Source organism: Bradyrhizobium sp. CCBAU 65884 (assembly GCF_028128835.1).
GTDB classification, from domain to species: domain Bacteria; phylum Pseudomonadota; class Alphaproteobacteria; order Rhizobiales; family Xanthobacteraceae; genus Bradyrhizobium; species Bradyrhizobium ottawaense.
Window position 1 is genome coordinate 21,189 of record NZ_LBJU01000118.1, and the last position, 21,282, is coordinate 42,470.

Annotated in this window: 18 protein-coding genes and 1 tRNA gene; 14 read left to right on the forward strand and 5 right to left on the reverse strand. The window is 63.4% G+C overall.

Features of this window, described 5'->3' with window-relative positions:
* Window positions 1-303 precede the first annotated feature (303 nt).
* Both XI03_RS19550 and XI03_RS19555 read left to right on the forward strand, forming a co-directional pair.
* Window positions 304-759, forward strand: coding sequence for an Hsp20 family protein (locus XI03_RS19550; protein ID WP_028143164.1), 456 nt, complete (start codon window positions 304-306; stop codon window positions 757-759).
* Between the two features lie 103 nt (window positions 760-862).
* Window positions 863-1,180, forward strand: coding sequence for a hypothetical protein (locus XI03_RS19555; RefSeq protein WP_038946913.1), 318 nt, complete (start codon window positions 863-865; stop codon window positions 1,178-1,180).
* A gap of 376 nt (window positions 1,181-1,556) precedes the next feature.
* On the opposite strand, the gene XI03_RS19560 is transcribed toward XI03_RS19555, so the two are convergent.
* From XI03_RS19560 to XI03_RS19570, 3 genes are all read right to left on the reverse strand, one after another.
* Window positions 1,557-2,105, reverse strand: a complete 549-nt coding sequence (locus XI03_RS19560) for an SCO family protein (protein WP_271592968.1) — start codon at window positions 2,103-2,105, stop codon at window positions 1,557-1,559.
* Window positions 2,086-3,702: a linalool dehydratase/isomerase domain-containing protein gene (locus tag XI03_RS19565; RefSeq protein ID WP_271592969.1), complete on the reverse strand. Its 1,617-nt coding sequence runs from the start codon at window positions 3,700-3,702 to the stop codon at window positions 2,086-2,088. Before XI03_RS19565 ends, XI03_RS19560 begins: the two co-directional genes overlap by 20 nt.
* A 117-nt stretch (window positions 3,703-3,819) precedes the next feature.
* Window positions 3,820-4,809 carry an NADPH:quinone oxidoreductase family protein gene (locus XI03_RS19570; protein WP_271592970.1) on the reverse strand — a complete coding sequence of 330 codons (990 nt, stop codon included), beginning with the start codon at window positions 4,807-4,809 and terminating at the stop codon, window positions 3,820-3,822.
* Window positions 4,810-4,954: 145 nt separating this feature from the next.
* Between XI03_RS19570 and XI03_RS19575 the strand changes: the two genes are divergently transcribed.
* From XI03_RS19575 to XI03_RS19595, 5 genes are all read left to right on the forward strand, one after another.
* Window positions 4,955-6,013: an AraC family transcriptional regulator gene (locus tag XI03_RS19575; protein WP_271592971.1), complete on the forward strand. Its 1,059-nt coding sequence runs from the start codon at window positions 4,955-4,957 to the stop codon at window positions 6,011-6,013.
* A gap of 129 nt (window positions 6,014-6,142) precedes the next feature.
* Window positions 6,143-7,669 carry an acyl-CoA synthetase gene (locus tag XI03_RS19580; RefSeq protein ID WP_271592972.1) on the forward strand — a complete coding sequence of 509 codons (1,527 nt, stop codon included), beginning with the start codon at window positions 6,143-6,145 and terminating at the stop codon, window positions 7,667-7,669.
* 35 nt (window positions 7,670-7,704) lie between these two features.
* The gene (locus tag XI03_RS19585) at window positions 7,705-8,916 is read left to right on the forward strand and encodes an ABC transporter substrate-binding protein (protein WP_271592973.1); all 1,212 of its coding nucleotides are present in this window, start codon (window positions 7,705-7,707) and stop codon (window positions 8,914-8,916) included.
* 85 nt (window positions 8,917-9,001) lie between these two features.
* Complete coding sequence (locus XI03_RS19590; protein WP_271592974.1) at window positions 9,002-9,856, forward strand: acyl-CoA dehydrogenase family protein; 855 nt, start codon at window positions 9,002-9,004, stop codon at window positions 9,854-9,856.
* Window positions 9,745-10,152 carry an acyl-CoA dehydrogenase family protein gene (locus tag XI03_RS19595; protein WP_271592975.1) on the forward strand — a complete coding sequence of 136 codons (408 nt, stop codon included), beginning with the start codon at window positions 9,745-9,747 and terminating at the stop codon, window positions 10,150-10,152. Before XI03_RS19590 ends, XI03_RS19595 begins: the two co-directional genes overlap by 112 nt.
* A 189-nt stretch (window positions 10,153-10,341) precedes the next feature.
* Here the strand turns inward: XI03_RS19595 and XI03_RS19600 are convergent.
* Window positions 10,342-10,416 (reverse strand) — tRNA-Gln (locus tag XI03_RS19600).
* A 256-nt stretch (window positions 10,417-10,672) separates the two neighbouring features.
* On the opposite strand from XI03_RS19600, the gene XI03_RS19605 reads away from it, so the two are divergent.
* Window positions 10,673-12,451: an acyl-CoA dehydrogenase gene (locus XI03_RS19605; RefSeq protein WP_028144217.1), complete on the forward strand. Its 1,779-nt coding sequence runs from the start codon at window positions 10,673-10,675 to the stop codon at window positions 12,449-12,451.
* Between the two features lie 147 nt (window positions 12,452-12,598).
* Here XI03_RS19605 and XI03_RS19610 read toward each other — a convergent pair whose 3' ends face one another.
* The gene (locus tag XI03_RS19610) at window positions 12,599-13,837 is read right to left on the reverse strand and encodes an MFS transporter (RefSeq protein ID WP_271592976.1); all 1,239 of its coding nucleotides are present in this window, start codon (window positions 13,835-13,837) and stop codon (window positions 12,599-12,601) included.
* A 206-nt stretch (window positions 13,838-14,043) separates the two neighbouring features.
* Between XI03_RS19610 and XI03_RS19615 the strand changes: the two genes are divergently transcribed.
* The 6 genes from XI03_RS19615 (at window position 14,044) to XI03_RS19640 (ending at window position 21,281) form a co-directional block, all read left to right on the forward strand.
* The gene (locus XI03_RS19615) at window positions 14,044-14,802 is read left to right on the forward strand and encodes an enoyl-CoA hydratase-related protein (RefSeq protein ID WP_038950537.1); all 759 of its coding nucleotides are present in this window, start codon (window positions 14,044-14,046) and stop codon (window positions 14,800-14,802) included.
* Between the two features lie 229 nt (window positions 14,803-15,031).
* Window positions 15,032-16,687, forward strand: coding sequence for a bifunctional metallophosphatase/5'-nucleotidase (locus XI03_RS19620; protein WP_271592977.1), 1,656 nt, complete (start codon window positions 15,032-15,034; stop codon window positions 16,685-16,687).
* Between the two features lie 133 nt (window positions 16,688-16,820).
* A complete protein-coding gene (locus tag XI03_RS19625; protein ID WP_028144213.1) occupies window positions 16,821-17,750 on the forward strand; it encodes a histone deacetylase family protein in 930 nt (309 codons plus the stop codon).
* Between the two features lie 74 nt (window positions 17,751-17,824).
* Window positions 17,825-18,076, forward strand: a complete 252-nt coding sequence (locus tag XI03_RS19630; protein WP_008132970.1) for an exodeoxyribonuclease VII small subunit — start codon at window positions 17,825-17,827, stop codon at window positions 18,074-18,076.
* Window positions 18,077-18,681: 605 nt separating this feature from the next.
* Window positions 18,682-20,610 carry a 1-deoxy-D-xylulose-5-phosphate synthase gene (gene dxs, locus XI03_RS19635; RefSeq protein WP_028144212.1) on the forward strand — a complete coding sequence of 643 codons (1,929 nt, stop codon included), beginning with the start codon at window positions 18,682-18,684 and terminating at the stop codon, window positions 20,608-20,610.
* Window positions 20,611-20,726: 116 nt separating this feature from the next.
* The gene (locus tag XI03_RS19640) at window positions 20,727-21,281 is read left to right on the forward strand and encodes a nucleoside 2-deoxyribosyltransferase (RefSeq protein WP_271592978.1); all 555 of its coding nucleotides are present in this window, start codon (window positions 20,727-20,729) and stop codon (window positions 21,279-21,281) included.
* The last annotated feature ends 1 nt before the right edge of the window (window position 21,282 follow it).

The following is a 21,282-nucleotide window of genomic DNA, read 5'->3' on the forward strand; positions in this document are numbered from 1 at the left end:
ACGGTCCTTTTCGAATTAGCGGTGTCGGAAGAAGCATCTTCCGGCGCAAAAAATATTCAGGCTTGTTTTGCTGTCAAGATCCTCTTTCGCCGCTTCCTTGACGCCGCCGGGGTCCCCGAAAAAAATTTTGCGCGTCCCTCTTGCAAGGTCCTTGCGGCGCTCTAAGTCGTTTTTCGCCGCGAGAGCGGTGTGCCGGATGCCCGATCGGGTCCGGCGCGGGCGCCGGGTCGGGCTTCTTCGGATCCGTTCCCGATTCCTGACTGGCGCTCCTTCGTATCCATCTTGCTCTTTGGAGGACTTGGTATGAGGACCACCTTTGACTTCGCGCCGCTGTGGCGCTCCACCATCGGCTTCGATCATCTGGCCGACCTCGTCGACAGCACGCTGCGCCAGGCGGGCGAGGACAATTATCCCCCCTACAACATCGAGCGCTCCGGCGAAGACCAATACCGGATCACGCTGGCCGTGGCGGGCTTTGGCGTCAACGACATCAGCGTGACCGCCGAACAGAACGCGCTCACCATCGAGGGCCGGAAGCCGGACAGCGCCGCGCGCGAATATCTCTATCAGGGTATCGCCGCGCGTCCGTTCCGCCGCGTGTTCAATCTCGCCGACTACGTCCAGGTCAAGCAGGCCGCTTTCCAGGACGGTCTCCTGGTCATCGATCTCCTGCGCGAGATTCCGGAGGCCATGAAGCCGCGCCGGATCCAGATCGCGGGTGCTGCGTCACCGCAGATCGAGCAGAAGAAAGCGGCTTAGGCCGGTCGAACGCGTTCGACTGCGACGACCATGGCGGATGGCGACCGATCGCCATCCGCCGATCGGACCATCCCTTCGAAAGGAGTGTAGAGGGAGACAAGTGATGACCAATGCCAATGCGACCACCGGCGGTGTCGGCGCGCTGTTCCATCCCGCTGCGCATTATGCTTCGCCGAGCGCCGTCCTCGACGATGGCAAGCTCTCGACGGCGGAGAAGCGGATCATATTGTCGTCGTGGGCTTCGGACATGTACGCCGTCGAATCCCATCCCGCGCTGCGCGAGATTCCCGGCATGGATCGGCCGATCCGGCTTGCGGACATCCTCACCGCGCTGCGCAAGCTCGATGACGACGACGACCCGCCGCCCGGCGGCGGCGTCCCGATGCGGCTGCGACGGCCCTGGGCCGCCGCAACGCCGTAATCGAGACCAGCCAAAGGATCTGTACAAGGCCGGCTTCGCCAAATTTCAGGGAAGCGGAGCTTCTGGCTGGGGCGGGAGGGATCGAACCTCCGAATGGCGGAATCAAAATCCGTCTGATTGTCGAATGATTTCAAGGCGCATTCGGAAAAATTGCGAAATACTGCCGCTAGCAAATTCAATAGCCGGCAGCCATTTCCAAATAATGAGTCAGCGTGGGCAATCCGCAAAACACCATACGGCGGAAGTTTGATCCCGGATCGTCTTCCCAAGCGGGATCTCATTCCCGTGCTGGAGCATCTCGGACGAAACTGACGGACAAGATCAGCAACGATCCGCTGACAACCTTCCCTCGCGAGATTAGGGCTGTCTCAACAGGTCAGCAGTTCAGGCCGAGGTACCTGCCAAGCCGCTCGACCAATTCGTCCTCTTCTGCGGCATCGGTGAAGTGAGCGACGTAGCGGCCGTCAGGTCCGATCAGGTACGTGAAGGCTGTGTGCGGCATCTGATATCCGGTCGCATCATCCGGGGCAGCCGTACGTTTGGCGAAGACCCTGTACAGCGCTTTGACGCGCTCGATGTTCTCACGCGCCCCGCTCAAGCCCGTGAAGCGCGGATATTTTCCTTCCAGGAACGCCTTCATGACCTCTGGAGTATCACGCTCGGGATCAACCGTGACGTAGAGCGGCTGCAGGCGCGAAGCCAAGGGGCCGAGACGGTCGATCACACGCGAGAGGCGGGCCAGAGCAGCGGGGCAAACAGCGCGGCAATGAGTGAAGCCGAAAAACAGCAGCATGAATTGCCCACGATAGCTGCGGTCGGTGACGGACTGGCCATGATGATCAACCAGCTCGAAAGTGCCGCCGAGCGCGACCGCCCGCTCGCCGCCGGAGTTCCCACCACAACAGTCAGACATCGTCGTACTCAACAATAAGCGTTGTCGGCTTTTCCAGTCGCAGGTCTACCGTGATGACCTGGTCGCGTGCGGCGACATGCACCGCACCGGTGTCCGCCAGGGCGCCGCCGCGACAGGTGGCCGTCGCCACGCCATCGATGAAGAGAACCCAAGTCGTGTCAGCCGCGACAGGTCCTATTTCGACGCCAACGTCCTGCGGGCGGCCATCGCGCGGCTGGAGCGTCAGAACCAGGAGGCTCGCTTCCGGATCGTAGACCGCGCGCGTTACATCGACGCCCGGCGTGACCTTCTGCAACGCGGGACTGGCAAAATGATCGGCCTCCCAAGGCTTGTTGTACAAGGCCCAGAGCCCGTCGGGCACGTTGAGCCGGGCGTAGGCCAGCATCGCGTTGCCGGTCAGTCGGTCCATCCGGACCAGATTGCCTTCCCCGTCATAGGCCTGATCGCTGCGTGGATAGTAAAGACCGGCCTCGCTCCAGGTCGGCGACATGTAACGGTCGGCATGCGCGAACATCCCATTAAGGTCCGCGTCGCCCATCTCGGATAGCAGCATGGCGACGTAGCCGAAATCCGGCATCGGCCAGGGATAGGCGCGATCCTCGATGCCGTCGGTCGAACGACCGCTGGCAAGGGCCTCGCGCACCCTCGGCACGACGGAATTCGGGTAAAGCGAGACCAGGCCGTCGCGGCCATATTTCAGGACGCCACGCAACTGGTCGCGATAGATGCCGTGCACGAAATCGCGATTCCACGTGTTCATCACCGCCCCGCCCCAGGCGGTCCAACCGACGCTTTTTGGCGGCACAAACTCATCCTGCTCGACCCGCCACCAACCGTGGAACCAGCCTTCGTCCGAGAAGATGCCCTTCTTTTCCCAGGCCGCGCGATAGCTCCGTGTCGCCTCGTCGGCGACAGCGGTGCCCTTGCGCCAATCCGCAAAGCGGAAGCCAAGCATCGGAAACTGGTTGCAGACGATGAAGACGCAGTTCGGCTCGCAGGCGACGCCGAGCCAGCCGTTCTCGACCATCTGCCAGTAGATCACCTCGTTGAGCGAGCTGCGGCTGTACTCGAGTTTCTCGGGACCCATGCCCCAGAAGATCGGATTGTGCACGAATGTCAGCGCACCAGGCCGGTCATAGCCGTCGTCGTCGAACAGCATGCTGTACATGCCGACCATTGCGGAGAGATGTCCGCTATACATGATGTTCTCGCGCACCACCGGATCGGTCCAGCCCTTGCGCAGCTCCTTGATGTCTGGATTGACGTACAAGCCCGACTGACTGGTGTCCTTCCAATATCCCCACACCTCGCGGCGCAGCATCTTGCGGATCAGATTGTCGAACGTCCTGCGAAAGACGGCCGGCGCCGCCGGCAATCGGTGGTAATGCGCAAGACCGAGCGCATAGGCCATCTGCGCCAGCTGATAGCGGTAGGAGTCCAGCCATTCCTGCCCTGGATCCGGAATGCCCATCTTCGACCATTCGCCATCAGGCTGGGCGGCAAGATTTTCGATATGGCGCAAATGGCCGAGTTGCAGCGGATCGAGAGCGGGAAACCGCGATACATCGGGCGACGGACGGCCGATCTTTCCGAGCTTCAAAGCGGTCATTCTATCCTCCCTGGGATCGCGGCGAGCTCTATTCAGATTCCTGGATATGCTCGCTCTACGTCTTCTCTCTGTACGCGCCGGCCATGCCCGGTTGACGGCAGAACCATCGCAGAATCATCAGATCGTCACGACGATCTTCCCGACGGCGCTCCGGTCGGCAAGGAGTTGGATGGCCTTGCCTCCCTCGTGCAGGGGGAATTCAGCGCTGATCCCGGGAGACAACATGCCCTCCCTGTACCAGCGTTGAAGTTCTCGTCGATTGGCCTCGTTTTGCGGATCCTGCTGCAAGGTGAAAGTCCGCCAATTGATCCCGAGCACGTCGCAGTTCTTCAGGAGCGGAAGATTGAGCGGCAGCGATGGAATGCCGGCCGTAAAGCCGAGCACAAGGTATCTGCCGCCCTCCGCCAGACAGCGGATGGCGGCTTCCGTCAGCCAGCCGCCTACCGGATCGACCACGACGTCAGCACCTCGGGGGCCAACCGAGCCCTTCAAGAGAGTTGTCACTTCTCGCCGATCTTCGGGGATCACTGCGGGATAAAGGACACCTTCGCCTGCGCCATAGCGGCGAGCGAAGGCGATCTTCGCCTCAGACGACGCTGCGGCGACGACGCGGGCGCCGAGATTACGCGCGACCTGCACGGCCGCGATGCCGACGCCGCCGGCGGCGCCGAGCACCAGCACCGTGTCGCCGGCCTGCAGACGGGCGCGGGTCTGGAGCGCATAGTATGCGGTCTCGAACGTAAACTGCATGACGGCGGCATCGGCAAAGGACATGCCTTCCGGAATCCGGCTGCAGCGTCCGGCATCGGCAGCGACAAACTCAGCCATGCCGCCAGTCCCGATACGGGCAGCGATTCGCTCCCCAACCCGAAACTCGGTCACGCCGGGTCCCACCGCGGCGACTGTTCCGGCCACCTCAGCTCCGGGAGCAAACGGACGGGGCGTCTTGACCTGGTATCGATCCTGGATGGTGAGAAGGTCCGGGTAGTTTACGCCGCAAGCCTTGACCTCGAGCAGGATCTGTCCTGGGCCGGCGACCGGCACCGGCACGTCGACCAGCCGAAGAGTCTCGGGGCCACCCGGCTCGCTACTTATCAACGCGCGCATCCAGGTTTCCTCCCTCCGCCGTCTCGGTTGCGAGAATGCGAGGAAGCTCTCGGTCCGCAATGACGAAAACAACCAGTTGCGTTGACCTTACCTGCCACAGGGAATGGTGGCGACAGCCCGGTCCGGGGGCTAACATGAAGGGGCCATGCCGGGAGCCCCTGCCGCATTTGGAACGTCACACGCTGCGCCGTCGCGTTCAGCGATCGATTCCGGGTATGTCGGGCTGGTGCTGAGCGGTGTCCGCGAGGCGGGGCTCGACATCGATCGGCTGCTGGCGCGCGCCGGCATCGCCCCCGAGCAGTTCGACAAGCCGGGCGCCCGGCTTCCGCAGGAACAGTTTGCCCGGCTCATCGCGGTCCTCACGCGGGAGACGCGCGACGAACTCTGGCTACTTTGCAACCGCCCCATCAAGCCGGGCACCTTCCGCATGATGTGTCGCCTGCTGATCCGGTGCACCAACTTACGAGAAGCCATCCGGGTCGGCTGCCAATTCTATCATCTGGTCGCGGACGACTTCGTCGTGCGTCTCGCGGAAGGTCCCGATGACGCTTCGCTCTACGTCACTGACACAATTGTCCAGCCAAACCGCCGGCGCATGGTCAATGGCGCGATCCTGCTGTTCGCGTACGGGCTGATGTGCTGGCTTGTCGGCCGCCGACTGCCGCTGACCACCGTCCACTATGTCTTTCCGGAGGAGCCGTTCAGCTCGGAACTCGAGCCGATCTACCGGGCGCCGATGCTGTTCGACCAGCCGCGCACGGAAATCCGCTTCGATCCCGAGCTGCTGGATCTGCCGATCATGCCCGACGAGGGGCGCCTGCGGCGCTTCCTGGCGTCGATGCCCAGCGCGCTTCTTGTTCGCTACCGCGACGACAGCAGCATGGTCGAGCGGGTGCGTGGCATTCTGCGCCGCAATCTGAAGCGGCCTCTGTCACTCGAGGACATCGCAGGCATGCTCGCGGTCTCGCCGCAGACCCTGCGCCGCCGCCTGCTTGAAGAAGAGAACTGCGGCTTCCAGGAAATCAAGGACCGGGTCCGGCACGACGTCGCCGTTCATCTGCTGCAAAAATCCCGGTTGTCGCTCGAGGAGATCGGGCTCTCGCTAGGTTTCTCCGAGCTCAGCGCCTTCCATCGAGCGTTCAGACGCTGGACTGGCCTCGCGCCCGGCGAGTTTCGCGAGAGCCGCCGCTCGCGGGCAAAATAAGGCCAGTCGGATTTTGTCAATTCGATTGGTAGCCGCGGTCATTCAGTGATCGGGCGGCCGAATGGATACTTTCCCGAAAGCCGTACTTCATTCGGCAATGAAGATGTCGTCTTCAATCAAGGGGAAGAAATGCCAGTCCTGCGCCAATGGGCCGAGCGCCACCCCAACAAGACCGCCGTCCTGGTCGCGTTTTCGGGAGAGAGCCTGACCTATGGCGAGCTCGACCGCCGCGCCAACGCCGTGACCCAGCTCTTGATGTGGATGGGCCTCACCGTCGGCGACGGCATCGCGATCATGCTCGACAACGACCCCACCTATTTCGAGATCATCTGGGGCGCACGTCGCCAGGGCATCTACTACACGCCAGTCAGCACGCATCTGAGGCCCGAGGAAGCGGCCTACATCGTCCGCGACAGCGGTTCCAAGATATTCTTCGTCGCCTCGCGTTTCGCCGAAACGGTTCAGGCGCTCCTTGCCGACAACCCTCATCATTGCGCGGTCTACGCGCTGGGTGGCGCTTTGGATAACAGCACTGACTATGCCGTGGAACTCGCCCGTTTCGACCGCTTGATCGAGATCCCCGACGGACCCGTCGGCAAGGACTTCTTCTATTCCTCGGGCACGACTGGAAAGCCAAAGGGGATCAAGCAGCCGCTCTTCGCCAATATCAGCCAGGCGCACGCCGCCGGCGACTGGGTTCGCGACAATTTCGGCTTCGCCGAGGATACAACCTACCTCTCCCCGGCGCCGCTTTACCATGGCGCGCCGCTGCGCTTTACCATGCGCACGCTGGAGAGCGGCGGCACCGTCGTGATCATGAGGAAGTTCGCTGCGGAGCCCGCGCTGGCCGCGATCGAACGCTACCGCGTCACCCACAGCCAATGGGTGCCGACGATGTTCTTTCGCCTGCTGGCGCTGCCGGACGATGTGCGCAGCCGTCACGACCTGTCATCCCATCGCTGCGCGATTCACGCCGCCGCGCCATGTCCGCCCCAGCTCAAGGAGCAGATGATCGAGTGGTGGGGTCCGATCATCTGGGAATATTACGCAGGCTCGGAACGCAATGGCGCGACCTGCATCTCGACGGCAGAATGGTTGACCCACCGCGGCTCGGTCGGGCGCGCCTGCGTCGGCACGATCCACATTCTGGACGAAGCGCAGGATGAGCTTGGCCCCGGTGAGATCGGCGACGTCTATTTCGACGGCCCGCAATTCGTCTACCACAACGATCCCGAGAAGACGGCGCGCTCGCGAAACGCAAAAGGCTGGTCCACCATCGGCGACGTCGGCTACCTCCACGAGGACGGTTATCTGTACCTGACCGATCGTCGCTCGCACATGATCATTTCCGGCGGCGTCAATATCTATCCCGCCGAGATCGAGAACCGCTTGGCGCTGCACCCTGACATCGCTGACGTCGCCGTGTTCGGAATCCCAAATCCAGAATATGGCGAGGAGATCAAGGCGGTGGTGCAGCTCAAGGACCCCTCGAAGGCCTCGCCTGCGCTCGCGACCGAACTGATCGCGTTCTGTCGAGACGGGATGTCGCACGTCAAGTGCCCACGATCTGTCGATTTCGAGACCGAGTTGCCGCGGCAGGAGAACGGCAAATTGTTCAAGCATGTGCTGAAGCAGCGCTATTTGCAGTCGACCTGATCCAGATCCTCAACAGCAAAGACAGGAAAACGAGCATGAAAAAGCTCATGGTAGCGACCTGCGCGATCGCGTGCGCGGGTTTGTCGTTTCCCGCGTTCAGCCAGGAGAAGAATTACGGGCCGGGCGTGACTGATACCGAAGTGAAGATCGGTCAGACCATGCCCTATAGCGGCCCCGCGTCAAGCTTCGCCGCGATCGGCCGCGCTATGAGCGCCTATTTCCAGAAGGTGAATTCAGAAGGCGGCGTCAATGGGCGCAAGATCAACCTGATCTCACTCGACGACGGCTACAGCCCGCCGAAGGCTGTCGAGCAGGCGCGCCGACTGGTCGAAAGCGAAGAAGTGCTGGCGATCGTGGGGACCTTCGGCTCGCCGACGAACTTCGCGACACAAAAATACCTCAATGCCAAGAAGGTGCCGAGCCTGTTCCTGGGGACCGGCGCCAATCGTGTATCTGAGCCCGCAGCCTATCCCTGGTCGATGGGCTGGCAGCCGAACAACCATGCCAAGGGCGTGATCTACGGCAAGTATCTTCAGAAGGAGCGGCCCAACGCGAAGATCGCCGTGCTTTTCCAGAACGACGATTTTGGACGCGACTATGTCAAGGGTCTTCGCGATGGCCTCGGCGACAAGGCGGCCACGATGATCGTCAAAGAGCTCAGCTACGAGGTCGCCGAGCCCACCATCGATTCCCAGATCCTGGTCCTGAAAGCCACCGGCGCCGATGTATTGGTCAACATCTCGACGCCGAAATTCGCGGCGCAGGCCATCAAGAAGATGGCGGAAACGAAGTGGGATGCCCTGCACCTTCTCAGCGATGCCGCTGGCTCGCTCTCAAGCACACTGGTGCCGGCCGGGCTCGAGAACTCGAAAGGCATCATCACGGTCGCCTTCCGCAAGGATCCCAACGACGCGGCATGGGCGGATGATCCTGGCATGAAGGAATATCTCGGCTTCATGAAGCAATACATGCCGGAAGCCAATCCGTCGGAAACCTATCACGTATTCGGTTACGCAACGGCGCAGACGTTTGTTCACGTTCTGAAGAACTGCGGCAACGATCTCACTCGCGAAAATCTGATGAAGCAGGCGACCAGCATCAAGGACCTTGAGCTCCCGATCATGCTTCCTGGCATCAAGTTCAATACAAGCGCGACGCGGTACACCCCGATGAGCGAGGAGCAGTTGATGCAGTTTGACGGCGTGAATTGGAAGCCGATCGGAGAGGTGATCGACGCGGAGAAATGAGACGCGAGATTTCGACCTCTGACGTCATTCTCGGCGGGCCGAATTTCATCGTGAACATGCAATACGCCAGACAGGAGACAAGGCCGTGGATTTTGAACTCACCAGCGAACAGCTCGATCTGCAGCAGCGGGCGCGTGCCTTCATCAATACCGAAGTCTTGCCGTTCTACCGCTCCTGGCCAATCACGGTCCCTGAGTACAGTCCGGAATTGACCTCGCATCTGAAAAGGAAGCTTCACGACTTTGGGCTTACCAAGCTTATCGTGCCGAAGGCCTATGGTGGCCAGGGGCTCGGGGCAACGGAGGATGTGATCGTTCTGACCGAATTCGCGAAATCGCCAAGACGCGTGCCTGGCGGTCACTTTGCTCCGTGGCCAGCGCTCTACGAGGCGAGTGATGAGATCAAGAGCAAGTATCTCTATCCTGTCCTGGAGGGACGGACATCCTGGTCGATGTGCTTCACCGAACCCGAAGCGGGCTCCGACCTCGCCCGCATCAGAACCACGGCCGTTAGGAACGGCGACCACTACGTCATCAATGGAAGGAAGATGTGGAGGACCGGTCACCACGAGGCGTCCTATACCGCCGTCGCAGCGGTGACCGATCCCAAGAAGGGACACCGCGGCATCAGCATCTTCCTGGTCGACAACGACACGCCCGGTTTCGAGAAGGTGCGCGATATCCCCGTGATGTCACGTCAATGGGGTATCGAGCAGGAAGTGAAGCTCGAGAACGTGATGGTTCCGGCAGAGATCTGCTGGGAGGAGAAGGTGCGGGCTTCGCGATTGCCCAGCATCAGTTCAACCGCTTTCGCCTTCGCCTCGGGGGCGTGGCACTCGGGATGTCCGAGCGCAGTCAGGAGCTCGCGGTCGAATGGGCGAAGACGCGTGAGGTCTTTGGCGGGAAGCTGGGTGACAATCAGGCGATCCAATGGATGCTGACGGACTCGCAATTCGACATCGAAACGATCCGGTGGAACACCTATTATGCAGCATGGCTTGTCGACCGGGGTGGCTACTCGGCCGCGAGGCTCCAATCCTCAATGGTCAAGGGCTACTGCATCGATGCCGGATTGCGCGTCGTGGACCGATCGATGCAAATCCTTGGCGGGCGGGGGCTTGCGATCGACGATTACCCGTTCAGCGACTTCTACAACCAATTGCGCATGTGCAAGCAGATGGAAGGGTCGACGGAGATCATGAAGATCGTGATGGCGCGTGAGATCCTAGGTAAATAGATAACGGGCTAGCCGGAAGTGCTGCGCTGCTGTGATACGAGCAGTGCGCGGCTACTCTATGGTCTGCATGACGCGCAACGACGTTAAGTTCGATTCTCGACCGAGCTTCACAAGCTCTGTTTCCAAACGCGTCCAAGAATTTTCGTGGAAGTAGTCCTGTTTATATAGTGAACTCAGCAGCTTAAGCGCTGGCTGGGGCGGGAGGGATCGAACCTCCGAATGGCGGAATCAAAATCCGCTGCCTTACCGCTTGGCTACGCCCCAACAGGCGACCTGGGGCGGCGGAAGAACTGGCTACCGCAGATTCCCTTGGGTCGCAGCCGGTCTATAGGGAGCGGCGCAGCATTTCAACCGCCTGGAGGGGCAAAATACCACAGCCCCGGGATCGGCCGCGCTACACTCTCTTTATGGGCCCGCGACGGCCCCGTTCTGACCGCCACCGTCCGGCCCCTCCCGCCCCATTGAGACCTCCCCCATTTCATGGGAATAGGGCGCCAAGACCTGTCCACGGGAGTGAGCCATGACCTACCGCGCGCCGATTTCTGACATGCTGCTGTCGCTCAATCACGGCGCCGGCCTCAAGGCTGCGGTGGAGGCCGGTCATTACGGCGATTTCGACGCCGACATCGCCGCGGCCGTGCTGGAGGAAGCCGGCAAGTTCGCAACCGACGTCCTGGCCCCGCTCAACAAGGTCGGCGACGAGCACGGCATCAAGCTCAGCGACGGCAAGGTGACGACCGCGCCGGGCTGGCCGGACGCCTACAAGCGCTGGACCGAGGGCGGCTGGAACGCGGTGTCCGGCCCGGAGGATTTCGGCGGCCAGGGCCTGCCGATCGCGATCAATGCTGCCTGTACCGAGATCTGGAGCGCCTCGAACCTCGCCTTCGGCCTCTGCCCGCTGCTGACGGCGTCGGCGATGGAGGCGCTGGACGCGCATGGCAGCAGTGAGCTGAAGAAGATCTATCTCGAAAAGCTCGTCTCCGGCGAATGGACCGGCACGATGCAGCTCACCGAGCCGCAGGCCGGCTCCGACGTCGGCGCGCTGCGCACCCGCGCCGAGAAGCAAGCCGACGGCACCTATCGCATCAAGGGGACGAAGATCTTCATCACCTATGGCGAGCACGACATGACCGACAACATCGTGCATTTCGTGCTGGCGCGTCTGCCCGATGCGCCCGCCGGCACCAAAGGCATCTCGCTGTTCCTCGTGCCCAAGTTCATGGTCAATGCAGACGGCTCGCTGGGGCAGCGCAACGACATCTATGCGAGCGGCGTCGAGCACAAGCTCGGCATGCATGCCTCCCCCACCTGCACCATGACCATGGGCGATCATGGTGGCGCCATCGGCTTCCTCATCGGCGAAGAGAACCAGGGCATGCGCTGCATGTTCACGATGATGAATCAGGCGCGCCTTGGCGTCGGCCTGGAGGGCGTCGGCGTCGCCGATCGCGCCTATCAGCAGGCTTTGTCCTATGCGCAGGAGCGCAAGCAGGGCCGCGCCGTCGGCAGCAAGAGCGACGGCTCGGACGCGATCTTCGTGCATCCCGACGTCAAGCGCATGCTGATGCGGATGCGGGCGCAGACCGCCGCCGCGCGCACCATCTGCTACGCGACCGCGGTCGCGATCGACGTCTCGACGCGCGCCAGGGACCCAAAGGTGCGTGCAGATGCCGCCGCGCGCGCGGCGCTGCTGACGCCGATGGCCAAGGGCTATTCCACCGACATCGGCAACGAGGTCGCCTATCTCGGCGTGCAGGTGCATGGCGGCATGGGCTTCATCGAGGAGACCGGTGCGGCCCAGCATTATCGCGATGCCCGCATCACCGCGATCTACGAAGGCACCAACGGCATTCAGGCGATCGACCTCGTCACGCGCAAGCTCGCGGCCAATGGCGGCGCTGCCGTCTGGGCGCTGCTCGACGAGCTCGCAGCGACGGTCAAGAAAGTCGAAGCGTCGAACGATCCGGCTTTTGGCACCACGGGCGTCAAGCTGCGCGAAGCGCTGGAGGCCTTGACGCGCACCAGCAAATGGCTGCTGGAGCGCGTGACGTCCGCGCCGAACGAGGCGCTTGCCGGCGCGACACCCTATCTGCAGCAGTTCGGCTCAACGCTCGGTGGCTGCTTGCTCGCCTCCGAGGCGCTCGCCGCCAAGGCCGACGGCAACACGGACGCTGCGCGCTACGTCTCGCTGGCACGCTTCTTCGCCGAGAACATCAGTGTGCAGGCCGGCGCGCTCGAGCGCACCGTGACCGAGAGCGCGGAATCGGTCGCGGCGGCGGATGCGGTGCTGCTGGGGTAAGCTGCTTACCGGGCACACGGATGCGTAGGGTGGGTTAGCCGTAGGCGTAACCCACCGCTTGTGCCGCTGCGTGAACAGAAGAGGTGGATTAGCCCTGCAGATGCGCTTTGCGCATCTGCAGGGCTGATCCACCCTACGAACTCCGGGTTACGAAGCGACCGTCTTCCTGCCCTGCCCCGGCCGCCACAACACGATGCCCGCCGCCACGAGATCCAGCACGACGCACATCGCAAACGCCATCGTGTAGTTGCCCGTCAAGCTGCGCACGAGGCCGACGATGCCCGGACCGAAGGCGCTGACGACGCCGCTGATCGAGGTGCCCAATCCCATTGCGGCGGCGAAGGCGGCGGCGCCGATCTCGCGCTGGATGATCAAGGGCGGAAACGTGATCATGTTGCCGATCGAGAAGCCGTAGACGGCGCAGCACACCAGCAGCACGGTCGGGCTCGTGCTCTGCACGAGAACGAACAGCGCCGCCGCCTGGCTCGTCATCGACGCCGCGCAGGCGAGCCTGGGATCGAGCCGGTCGACGAACAGGCCGAGCGACAGGCGGCCGACCACCGCCATCGCCGCCATGATGGTGACCGCGCCGCCCGCGGCCGGGCGGCCGATCAGCGGCTCGAGAAAACTCACCTGATGGATGATGAATCCCATCTGCGCCAGCAGTGCGATCGCGATCGGCAGCACCATGGTCCAGAACGCCGCGTTGGCGAGCAGCGCTTTGCGGGAATGGCTTGGCGCGGCCGCGCTCTCGCCGGAAGGGCGTCCGCCCGAAGCCGGCGAGGTCCCGGCAGGCCAGCCGATGAAGGTCACGACCACCGGCAGCACCAGCACCATCATCGCGAGCGTGGCCGCCAGCATGGCGGAGCGAAATCCGATGCTGCCGGTCAACGACAGCAGCAGCGGAACGAGGATGATGCCGCCGCAGGTCGCGCCGTTGAACGCGAGGCTGAGCGCGAGCCCGCGCCGGCGTTCGAACCAGGAATTCAACACGGTCGCGATCACCACGGTGCCCATGCCGGTCCAGCCGACCGACATCAGCGCATAGGCGAGATACAGCTGCCAGGGCGTCTGCATCAGCGCCAGCAGCACCGTCGAGGCGCCGAGCGCCGCCAGGCCGCACAGGATCAGCGACCGCAAGCCGATGCGGGCGAGCAGATCGTCGGTGAAGATGACGAGGACGGAGGTCAGGAGAAACGAGAAGGTGCTGGCCGCGGAGACCAGCGTGCCCGGCCAGCCATGGGCGCGCTGCAGCTCGGCGAGATAGACGCCCTGGCCATACAGGCCGAAGCCGAACATGAAGAAGGCCATCAGGAAGCAGGCCAGCACGACGCGCCAGCCGCGGTAGTGCAGCGAGGATTCGTCGACGCGGGTTGTGGCAATCATCAATCGGGCAATCGGTCACATGGAACCGCGCGGGATCGTGCACCACAACCACCGGTTTTTCAAATGAAACATTGTAGCCAATTGTTGCGGCGCGTTGGCGCCGAAAAGGTTGACTCAGCGCATTGGCACGCCTGCGGGATCATGTAGGCTGATGCTCGGCGAGACTCGCGAAGCGGCGAGCATCGCGGCGCGCGCAGGGGGCTCTCATGCCGAATGGCAATATCGTCGTCACCGAAGAGCGCGGAACGCGTGTCATCACCCTGCGCCGCCCGGGCAAGAAGAACGCGATCACCCAGGACATGTACCGGGAGATGAGCCACGCGATCGACACCGCGCAGAACAACCCCGACATCCGCTGCATGATCATCACCGGCGGCTCAGGCGTGTTCACCGCAGGCGATGATATCGACGATTTCATGCGCGCCGACACCGCGCGCCCCGAGACGTTGTCGGAAGGCGCCAAGTTTCTCTATTCGCTCGCCCTCAACGTCAAGCCGATCATCGCCGCCGTCGACGGCGCCTCGATCGGCATGGGCACCGTGATGCTGTTTCACTGCGACTACGTGCTGGCCTCGAACGCTGCGACCTTCTCCGCGCCCTACATCCATCTCGGCCTGGTGCCGGTCGGTGCCGCCAGCCTCTTGATGCCGAACACGATGGGATATCAGCGCGCCTTCGCGATGCTGGTGATGGGGCGGACTTTTTCCGCCGCGGAGGCTCACGCGGCAGGCTTCGTCAACACCGTGGTGTCGCCGGGACATACCGAGGTCGAGGCGCGCAAGGTGGCGCGCGAAATCTGCCGGCTACCGGCCGAGGCGGTCGCAACCTCCCGCAAATTGCTGCGCGCGCCGGCCGAAGAGCTCACCCGCCGCATCGACCAGGAAGGCCATCTGTTCGGCGAGCGGCTCAAGTCGGAGGAAGCGGTGGCGGCGTTCAATGCGTTTGCGAACCGGAAGAAGAAGTAGCGGCGCTCTTCCCCTTGTGCGAGACGGGCGATGGTCTGTCTCCGCGAGTTCGGCACCGTAGGGTGGGCAAAGGCGCACTTGCGCCGTGCCCACCATCAATCCTGAAGTGCACGAGAGGCGTGGGCACGCTTCGCTTTGCCCACCCTACGATACTGAGGTCGGGAAGAAGACCTGCACGTTCACGACAATCCTTCGTGAAATCTTCGCGCGGACCGACTAATCTTGTTCCATGCGATACCGATCCATCCTCGCCGCCCTCACTCTCGCCTTCGCCCTCCCCGCCTCGGCCCAGACCGCCGCGCCGGTCGAGCTGCGCGTGCTCGCGATCAACGATTTTCACGGCAATCTGCGGCCGCCGCCGGGCGGCATCCGCATCGCCGATCCCGAGGACGGAGCCAGGAAGGTGATGGTGGCGGCCGGCGGCGCCGAATACATGGCGACGCTGGTGAAGCAGCTGCGCGAGGGGCACAAGAACACGATCTTCGTCGCCGCCGGCGACCTGATCGGTGCGAGCCCGTTCCTGTCGGCGATGTTTCACGACGAGCCTTCGGTCGAGGCGCTTTCGCTGATGGGTCTAGCGATCAGCTCGGTCGGCAATCACGAGTTCGACGAGGGCAAGACCGAGCTGCTCAGGATGCAGAACGGCGGCTGCCATCCGGTCGACGGCTGCCAGGGGCCGCATCCGTTCACGGGCGCCAAATTCCGCTATCTCGCCGCGTCCACCATCGAGACCGCGACGGGCAACAGCGTGCTGCCGCCCTACGATATCCGGGAATTCGAGGGCATCCCGATCGCCTTCATCGGGCTGACCTTGAAGGAGACCGCGGGCATCGTCTCGCCGTCCGGCATCGCCGGGCTCGAATTCCGCGACGAAGCCGCGACGGTGAATGCGCTGGTGCCGCAGCTGAGGGCGCGCGGCGTCGAGGCGATCGTGGTGCTGATCCACCAGGGCGGCGAGCCCGCCGGCGACTACAATGAATGCCCTGCCATTACCGGGCCGATCGTCGACATCGTCAAAAAATTCGACCGCGCCGTCGACGTCGTCGTCAGCGGCCACACCCACCGCGCCTATGTCTGCGACATCGACGGGCGGCTCGTCACCAGCGGCGACAAATACGGCACGCTGGTCACCGCGATCGATCTCAAGCTCGATCCCGTAACCCGCGACATCGTCAATGCCAAAGCCGAGAACGTCATCGTCGCCAACGCCTCGCTGGCGAAGGACGCGGAGCAGACCGCGCTGATCGAGGCCTATGACAGGCTCTCGGCGCCGATCGCCAACCGGCCGGCCGGATCGGTGACGCAGACGTTGTCACGCGTGCCGAACGAGGCCGGTGAAAGCGCGCTCGGCAACGTCATCGCGGACGCGCAGCTTGCCGCGACCAGGGACGCCCAGGATGGCAGCGCTGTCATCGCGCTCACCAATCCGGGCGGCATCCGCACCGACATCGTCCCGAAGGAGAACGGCGCGATCTCCTTCGGCGATGTTTTCGCCAGCCAGCCATTCCGCAACCGCCTCGTCACGATGACCCTGACCGGCAACCAGCTCAAGGACATGCTCGAGCAGCAATGGCTGGACCCGAAGCGGCCGCGGATTCTCCAGGTGTCGAACGGGTTCAGCTATGCCTGGGATGCGTCGAAGCCATTCGGCGAGCGCGTGATCGCCGACAAGATGATGCTCAACGGCAAGCCGATCGAGCAGGCCAGCGGCTACCGCGTCACCCTCAACGATTACCTCGCAGTCGGCGGCGATGGTTTTACCGTCGCCAAACAAGGCACGGCGCCGCAATATGGCGGCTACGACGCGGACGCGCTGTTCGCGTTCTTCCGGGCGCACGGACCGATCGGCCCGCTGCCGCTGAGCCGCATCCTGCGGGTGAATTGATCCGGATCAAACCGGCCAGAATGGGACGACCCTTTGCCATTCCCGTTCAAACGCATAGATTGGGATTTGCATTGCGTTTTGGCGCCGGATGCGCCAAGCGACGTCGAAAGCCCGCATCCATGAGGCCGACCTGATGAGCACGCTTCTCCTTTCCCACAAGGCCTGCCTCGACCATGTCACGCCGCCGGGACACCCTGAAAGGCCGGATCGCCTGCGTGCGGTGGAGGAAGCGCTGTCGCATGAGCGCTTCCAGTTCCTTGTGCGCGACCAGGCGCCGGAGGGCGATCTCGATCTCGTCACGCTGTGCCATAACGAGCACTACGTCACCGAGCTGCGCCACATCGCACCGAGCAGCGGGCAGGTCTATATCGACGGCGACACCTCGATGTCCCCTGGCACGTGGGAAGCGGTGATGCGCGGCGTCGGCGGCGCGGTGGCGGCGACCGAAGCGGTGATGGCGGGCGAGCATCGCAACGCCTTCGTCGCGGTGCGCCCGCCCGGCCATCACGCCGAGATCGGCAAGCCGATGGGCTTCTGCTTCTTCGACAACGTCGCCATCGCCGCGCGCCACGCGCAGCGCAAATACGGCATCAAGCGCGCGGCCATCGTCGATTTCGACGTGCATCACGGCAACGGCACGCAGGACATCTTCTGGTCGGACCCGACCGTGATGTACTGCTCGACGCACCAGATGCCGCTGTTTCCGGGCACCGGCGCCACGGGCGAGCGCGGCGACCACGACACCATCGTCAACGCACCGCTCGCCTCCGAGGACGGCGGGCCGGAATTCCGCTCCGCGTTCGAGAATTTGATTCTGCCGCAGCTCGAAAAATTCAGCCCCGAGCTTGTCGTCATCTCCGCCGGCTTCGACGCGCATTATCGCGATCCGCTGGCTTCGCTGAATTTGCGCGCGGAGGATTATGCCTGGGTGACGCGCAAGCTGATGGATCTCGCCGACAAGTCCGCAGGGGGGCGCGTTGTTTCGGTGCTCGAGGGCGGCTATGACCTGCAAGGACTGAAAGAATCTGTTACGGCGCATGTCGGCGCCCTGATGGGCGCCTGACTACGCCCGCCACATTAAGCCCGCAAAACCCGCCTTCACTGCAAGGAAAGCGAATCGGGCAATCGGAAACGGATATGGCCGAAAATACTCAAGTCGACGTCTCCAGGCTTACCTTCGAGCGCGCGATCGAGGAACTCGAAACGATCGTGAAGCGGCTCGAGGACGGCAAGGTGCCGCTCGAAGAATCCGTGACGATCTACGAGCGCGGCGAGGCGCTGAAGCGCCGCTGCGAGGAATTGCTGCGCCAAGCCGAGGCGCGCGTCGACAAGATCACCACCGATGCCAGCGGCCAGGCCACCGGCACCGCGCCGCTGGACGTGCAGTAGGAAAGCCGAGACTTGCCCGCTCAGTCTTCTGATGGCAGCCCCGAAACGTCATCACGTGGCCGCCCGCATCGATTTCACGATCGCACGGCGCTATCCCGCTGAGCGCCGCGGTTCCGTGCAGGCGGATCGGATGCCGCCCCTTCCGGAAATCGGCCCTTCAGGACCAAAAAAAGATCTCATTCAGGCGAAAAAGCCTGCCAGGGGACCCGGCAAGGCTGGAACCCATTGTCCCGGGCCACGGTTAACCACTCTGGCCCGCCGGTTGCATCTGCATACCCCCAATCGGTCCTGCGGGTTGGCTTTGGCCCAAGCTTTGGTGTAAAGCTGCGCGGAGTGTGGCTTTTTGCAAGCCTTGCGTGGGCAGAGAATTCCGACGACAAGCGCTTCAAACTGCTAATGAAATTGGCTGGGACGGACGAAGCCGATCTAAGTGACAGGGATCACAGAGACTGAACCGGAGCGCACTTAAGCTTACCTAAGCTTGAAGACGGGGCCTTGCCCCATGCAGGTGGCTCCGACGGTTTGAGGACTCGCGCTGCGCCGATATTGTGCAAACCCATCGCGCACCGGAATGACCTTCCGGCGCTGACAAATTGGAAATCGCCGTGAACGCATACAGTAAAACGCCGCTTCTCGACACCATCCGGACGCCGGACGACCTGCGCAAGCTCAAGATCGAGCAGGTTCGCCAAGTCGCCGACGAGCTGCGGCAGGAGACCATCGATGCCGTCTCGGTGACCGGCGGTCACTTCGGCGCGGGCCTCGGCGTGGTCGAGCTCACCACCGCGATTCATTACGTCTTCGACACGCCGCGCGACCGGCTGATCTGGGACGTCGGCCATCAGGCCTATCCGCACAAGATCCTCACCGGCCGGCGCGACCGCATCCGCACGCTGCGCACCGGCGGCGGCCTGTCCGGCTTCACCAAGCGCAGCGAGAGCGATTACGATCCGTTCGGCGCGGCGCATTCCTCGACCTCGATCTCCGCCGGCCTCGGCATGGCGGTGGCGCGCGACCTCTCCGGCGGCAAGAACAACGTTATCGCCGTGATCGGTGACGGCGCGATGTCGGCCGGCATGGCCTATGAGGCCATGAACAACGCGGGTGCGATGAACTCGCGCCTGATCGTGATCCTCAACGACAACGACATGTCGATTGCGCCGCCGGTCGGCGCCATGAGCGCCTATCTGTCGCGGCTCTACTCCGGCAAGACCTATCGCACGCTGCGCGATGCGGCCAAGCAGATCAACAAGCGCCTGCCCAAGATCATCGCCAACCGCGCCAACCGCGTCGAGGAATATTCCCGCGGCTTCATGATGGACGGCGGCACGCTGTTCGAGGAGCTCGGCTTCTACTATGTCGGCCCGATCGACGGCCACAATCTCGACCATCTGCTGCCCGTCCTGAAGAACGTCCGCGACATGGAGACCGGCCCGATCCTGGTCCACGTCGTGACGCAGAAGGGCAAGGGCTACGGCCCGGCTGAAGCCTCCGCCGACAAGTACCATGCCGTCGTCAAGTTCGACGTCGCGACCGGCACCCAGGCCAAGGCCAAGCCGAATGCGCCGGCCTACCAGAACGTGTTCGGCCAGAGCCTCGTCAAGGAAGCGCAGAAGGACGACAAGATCGTCGCCATCACCGCGGCGATGCCGTCGGGCACCGGTGTCGACATCTTCAACAAGGCCTTCCCCGACCGCACCTTCGACGTCGGCATCGCCGAGCAGCACGCGGTGACCTTCGCCGCCGGTCTTGCCAGCGAAGGCTACAAGCCGTTCTGCGCGATCTACTCGACCTTCCTGCAGCGCGGCTACGACCAGATCGTGCATGACGTCGCGATCCAGAACCTGCCCGTCCGCTTCGCCATCGACCGTGCCGGCCTCGTCGGCGCCGACGGCGCCACGCATGCCGGCTCGTTCGACAACGCCTATCTCGGCTGCCTGCCGAACATGGTGATCATGGCGGCGGCCGACGAAGCCGAGCTCGTGCACATGGTGGCGACCCAGGTCGCGATCGACGACCGTCCGAGCTCGCTGCGCTATCCGCGCGGCGAAGGCCGCGGCATCGAGATGCCCGAGGTCGGCATTCCGCTCGAGGTCGGCAAGGGCCGCGTGATTCGCCAGGGCAGCAAGATCGCCCTGCTCTCCTTCGGCACGCGCCTCGCCGAATGCGAGAAGGCGGCCGATGAGCTCGCAGCCCACGGCCTGTCGACCACGATCGCCGACGCGCGCTTCATGAAGCCGCTGGATACCGAGCTGGTGCTCAAGCTTGCCCGCGACCATGAGATCCTGATCACGATCGAGGAAGGCTCGGTCGGCGGCTTCGGCTCGCATGTCGCGCAGTACCTGACCGATCAGGGTGTGCTCGACACCGGCATGGTCAAGTTCCGCTCGATGGTGCTGCCCGACGTGTTCCAGGACCACGACACGCCGGCCGCGATGTACGGCCGCGCCGGTCTCGACGCCAAGGGCATCGTCGCCAAGGTGTTCGAGGCGCTCGGCAAGGACGTCAAGGCCGAGACGGTCAAGCTGGCTTGATCGTGGCTTTCTTCACCTCTCCCGCTTGCGGGAGAGGTCGCGCCAAAGGCGCGGGTCGGGAAGCGCAGTTTCGCCGCGATTCGAAGCTTGCCTGAATTTCTCCTAAGCAGTCAGTCATGAAAATCTATCTGGCAGGCCCCGACGTGTTCCTGCCGGATGCAATCGAGATCGGACGGCAGAAGGTCGCGATCTGCGGTCGCTACGGGCTCACCGGCCTCTATCCGCTGGACAACGCCATCGACCTCACCGCGCCCGATGCCGCGCGGCAGATCTTTTGCGGCAACGAGGCGATGATGGATGCGGCCGACGCCATCATCGCCAATCTCACCCCGTTCCGCGGCGCAGGCGCCGATCCCGGCACCGTCTACGAGCTCGGCTACATGGCCGGCCGCCGCAAATTGTGCCTGGCCTATTCCAACGACGGCGCCGCCTATGCCGACCGCCTCAGTCGCTTCATGGAGGTCACCTCCGAGGACGGGCGGCTGGTCGATGCGCAGGGGCTGACGGTCGAGGATTTCGGCCTCGTCGACAATCTCATGATGATCCATGCCCTGGAGCTGCACGGCTGGCCGCTGGTGACGCCGGCCGCGATGCCAATCGACGTCTGGCACGATCTGGCCGCGTTCGAGACTTGCGTCCGGATGGCGGCCGCGCGATTGATCGCTACATAAG

Excerpts from the sequence above, each read along its gene's own strand:
- XI03_RS19550 (WP_028143164.1), top strand. The coding sequence starts at position 304 with ATGAGGACCACCTTTGACTTCGCGCCGCTGTGGCGCTCCACCATCGGC.
- XI03_RS19555 (WP_038946913.1), top strand. The coding sequence starts at position 863 with ATGACCAATGCCAATGCGACCACCGGCGGTGTCGGCGCGCTGTTCCAT.
- XI03_RS19565 (WP_271592969.1), bottom strand. The coding sequence starts at position 3,702 with ATGACCGCTTTGAAGCTCGGAAAGATCGGCCGTCCGTCGCCCGATGTA.
- XI03_RS19570 (WP_271592970.1), bottom strand. The coding sequence starts at position 4,809 with ATGCGCGCGTTGATAAGTAGCGAGCCGGGTGGCCCCGAGACTCTTCGG.
- XI03_RS19575 (WP_271592971.1), top strand. The coding sequence starts at position 4,955 with ATGCCGGGAGCCCCTGCCGCATTTGGAACGTCACACGCTGCGCCGTCG.
- XI03_RS19580 (WP_271592972.1), top strand. The coding sequence starts at position 6,143 with ATGCCAGTCCTGCGCCAATGGGCCGAGCGCCACCCCAACAAGACCGCC.
- XI03_RS19585 (WP_271592973.1), top strand. The coding sequence starts at position 7,705 with ATGAAAAAGCTCATGGTAGCGACCTGCGCGATCGCGTGCGCGGGTTTG.
- XI03_RS19605 (WP_028144217.1), top strand. The coding sequence starts at position 10,673 with ATGACCTACCGCGCGCCGATTTCTGACATGCTGCTGTCGCTCAATCAC.
- XI03_RS19610 (WP_271592976.1), bottom strand. The coding sequence starts at position 13,837 with ATGATTGCCACAACCCGCGTCGACGAATCCTCGCTGCACTACCGCGGC.
- XI03_RS19615 (WP_038950537.1), top strand. The coding sequence starts at position 14,044 with ATGCCGAATGGCAATATCGTCGTCACCGAAGAGCGCGGAACGCGTGTC.
- XI03_RS19620 (WP_271592977.1), top strand. The coding sequence starts at position 15,032 with ATGCGATACCGATCCATCCTCGCCGCCCTCACTCTCGCCTTCGCCCTC.
- XI03_RS19625 (WP_028144213.1), top strand. The coding sequence starts at position 16,821 with ATGAGCACGCTTCTCCTTTCCCACAAGGCCTGCCTCGACCATGTCACG.
- XI03_RS19630 (WP_008132970.1), top strand. The coding sequence starts at position 17,825 with ATGGCCGAAAATACTCAAGTCGACGTCTCCAGGCTTACCTTCGAGCGC.
- XI03_RS19640 (WP_271592978.1), top strand. The coding sequence starts at position 20,727 with ATGAAAATCTATCTGGCAGGCCCCGACGTGTTCCTGCCGGATGCAATC.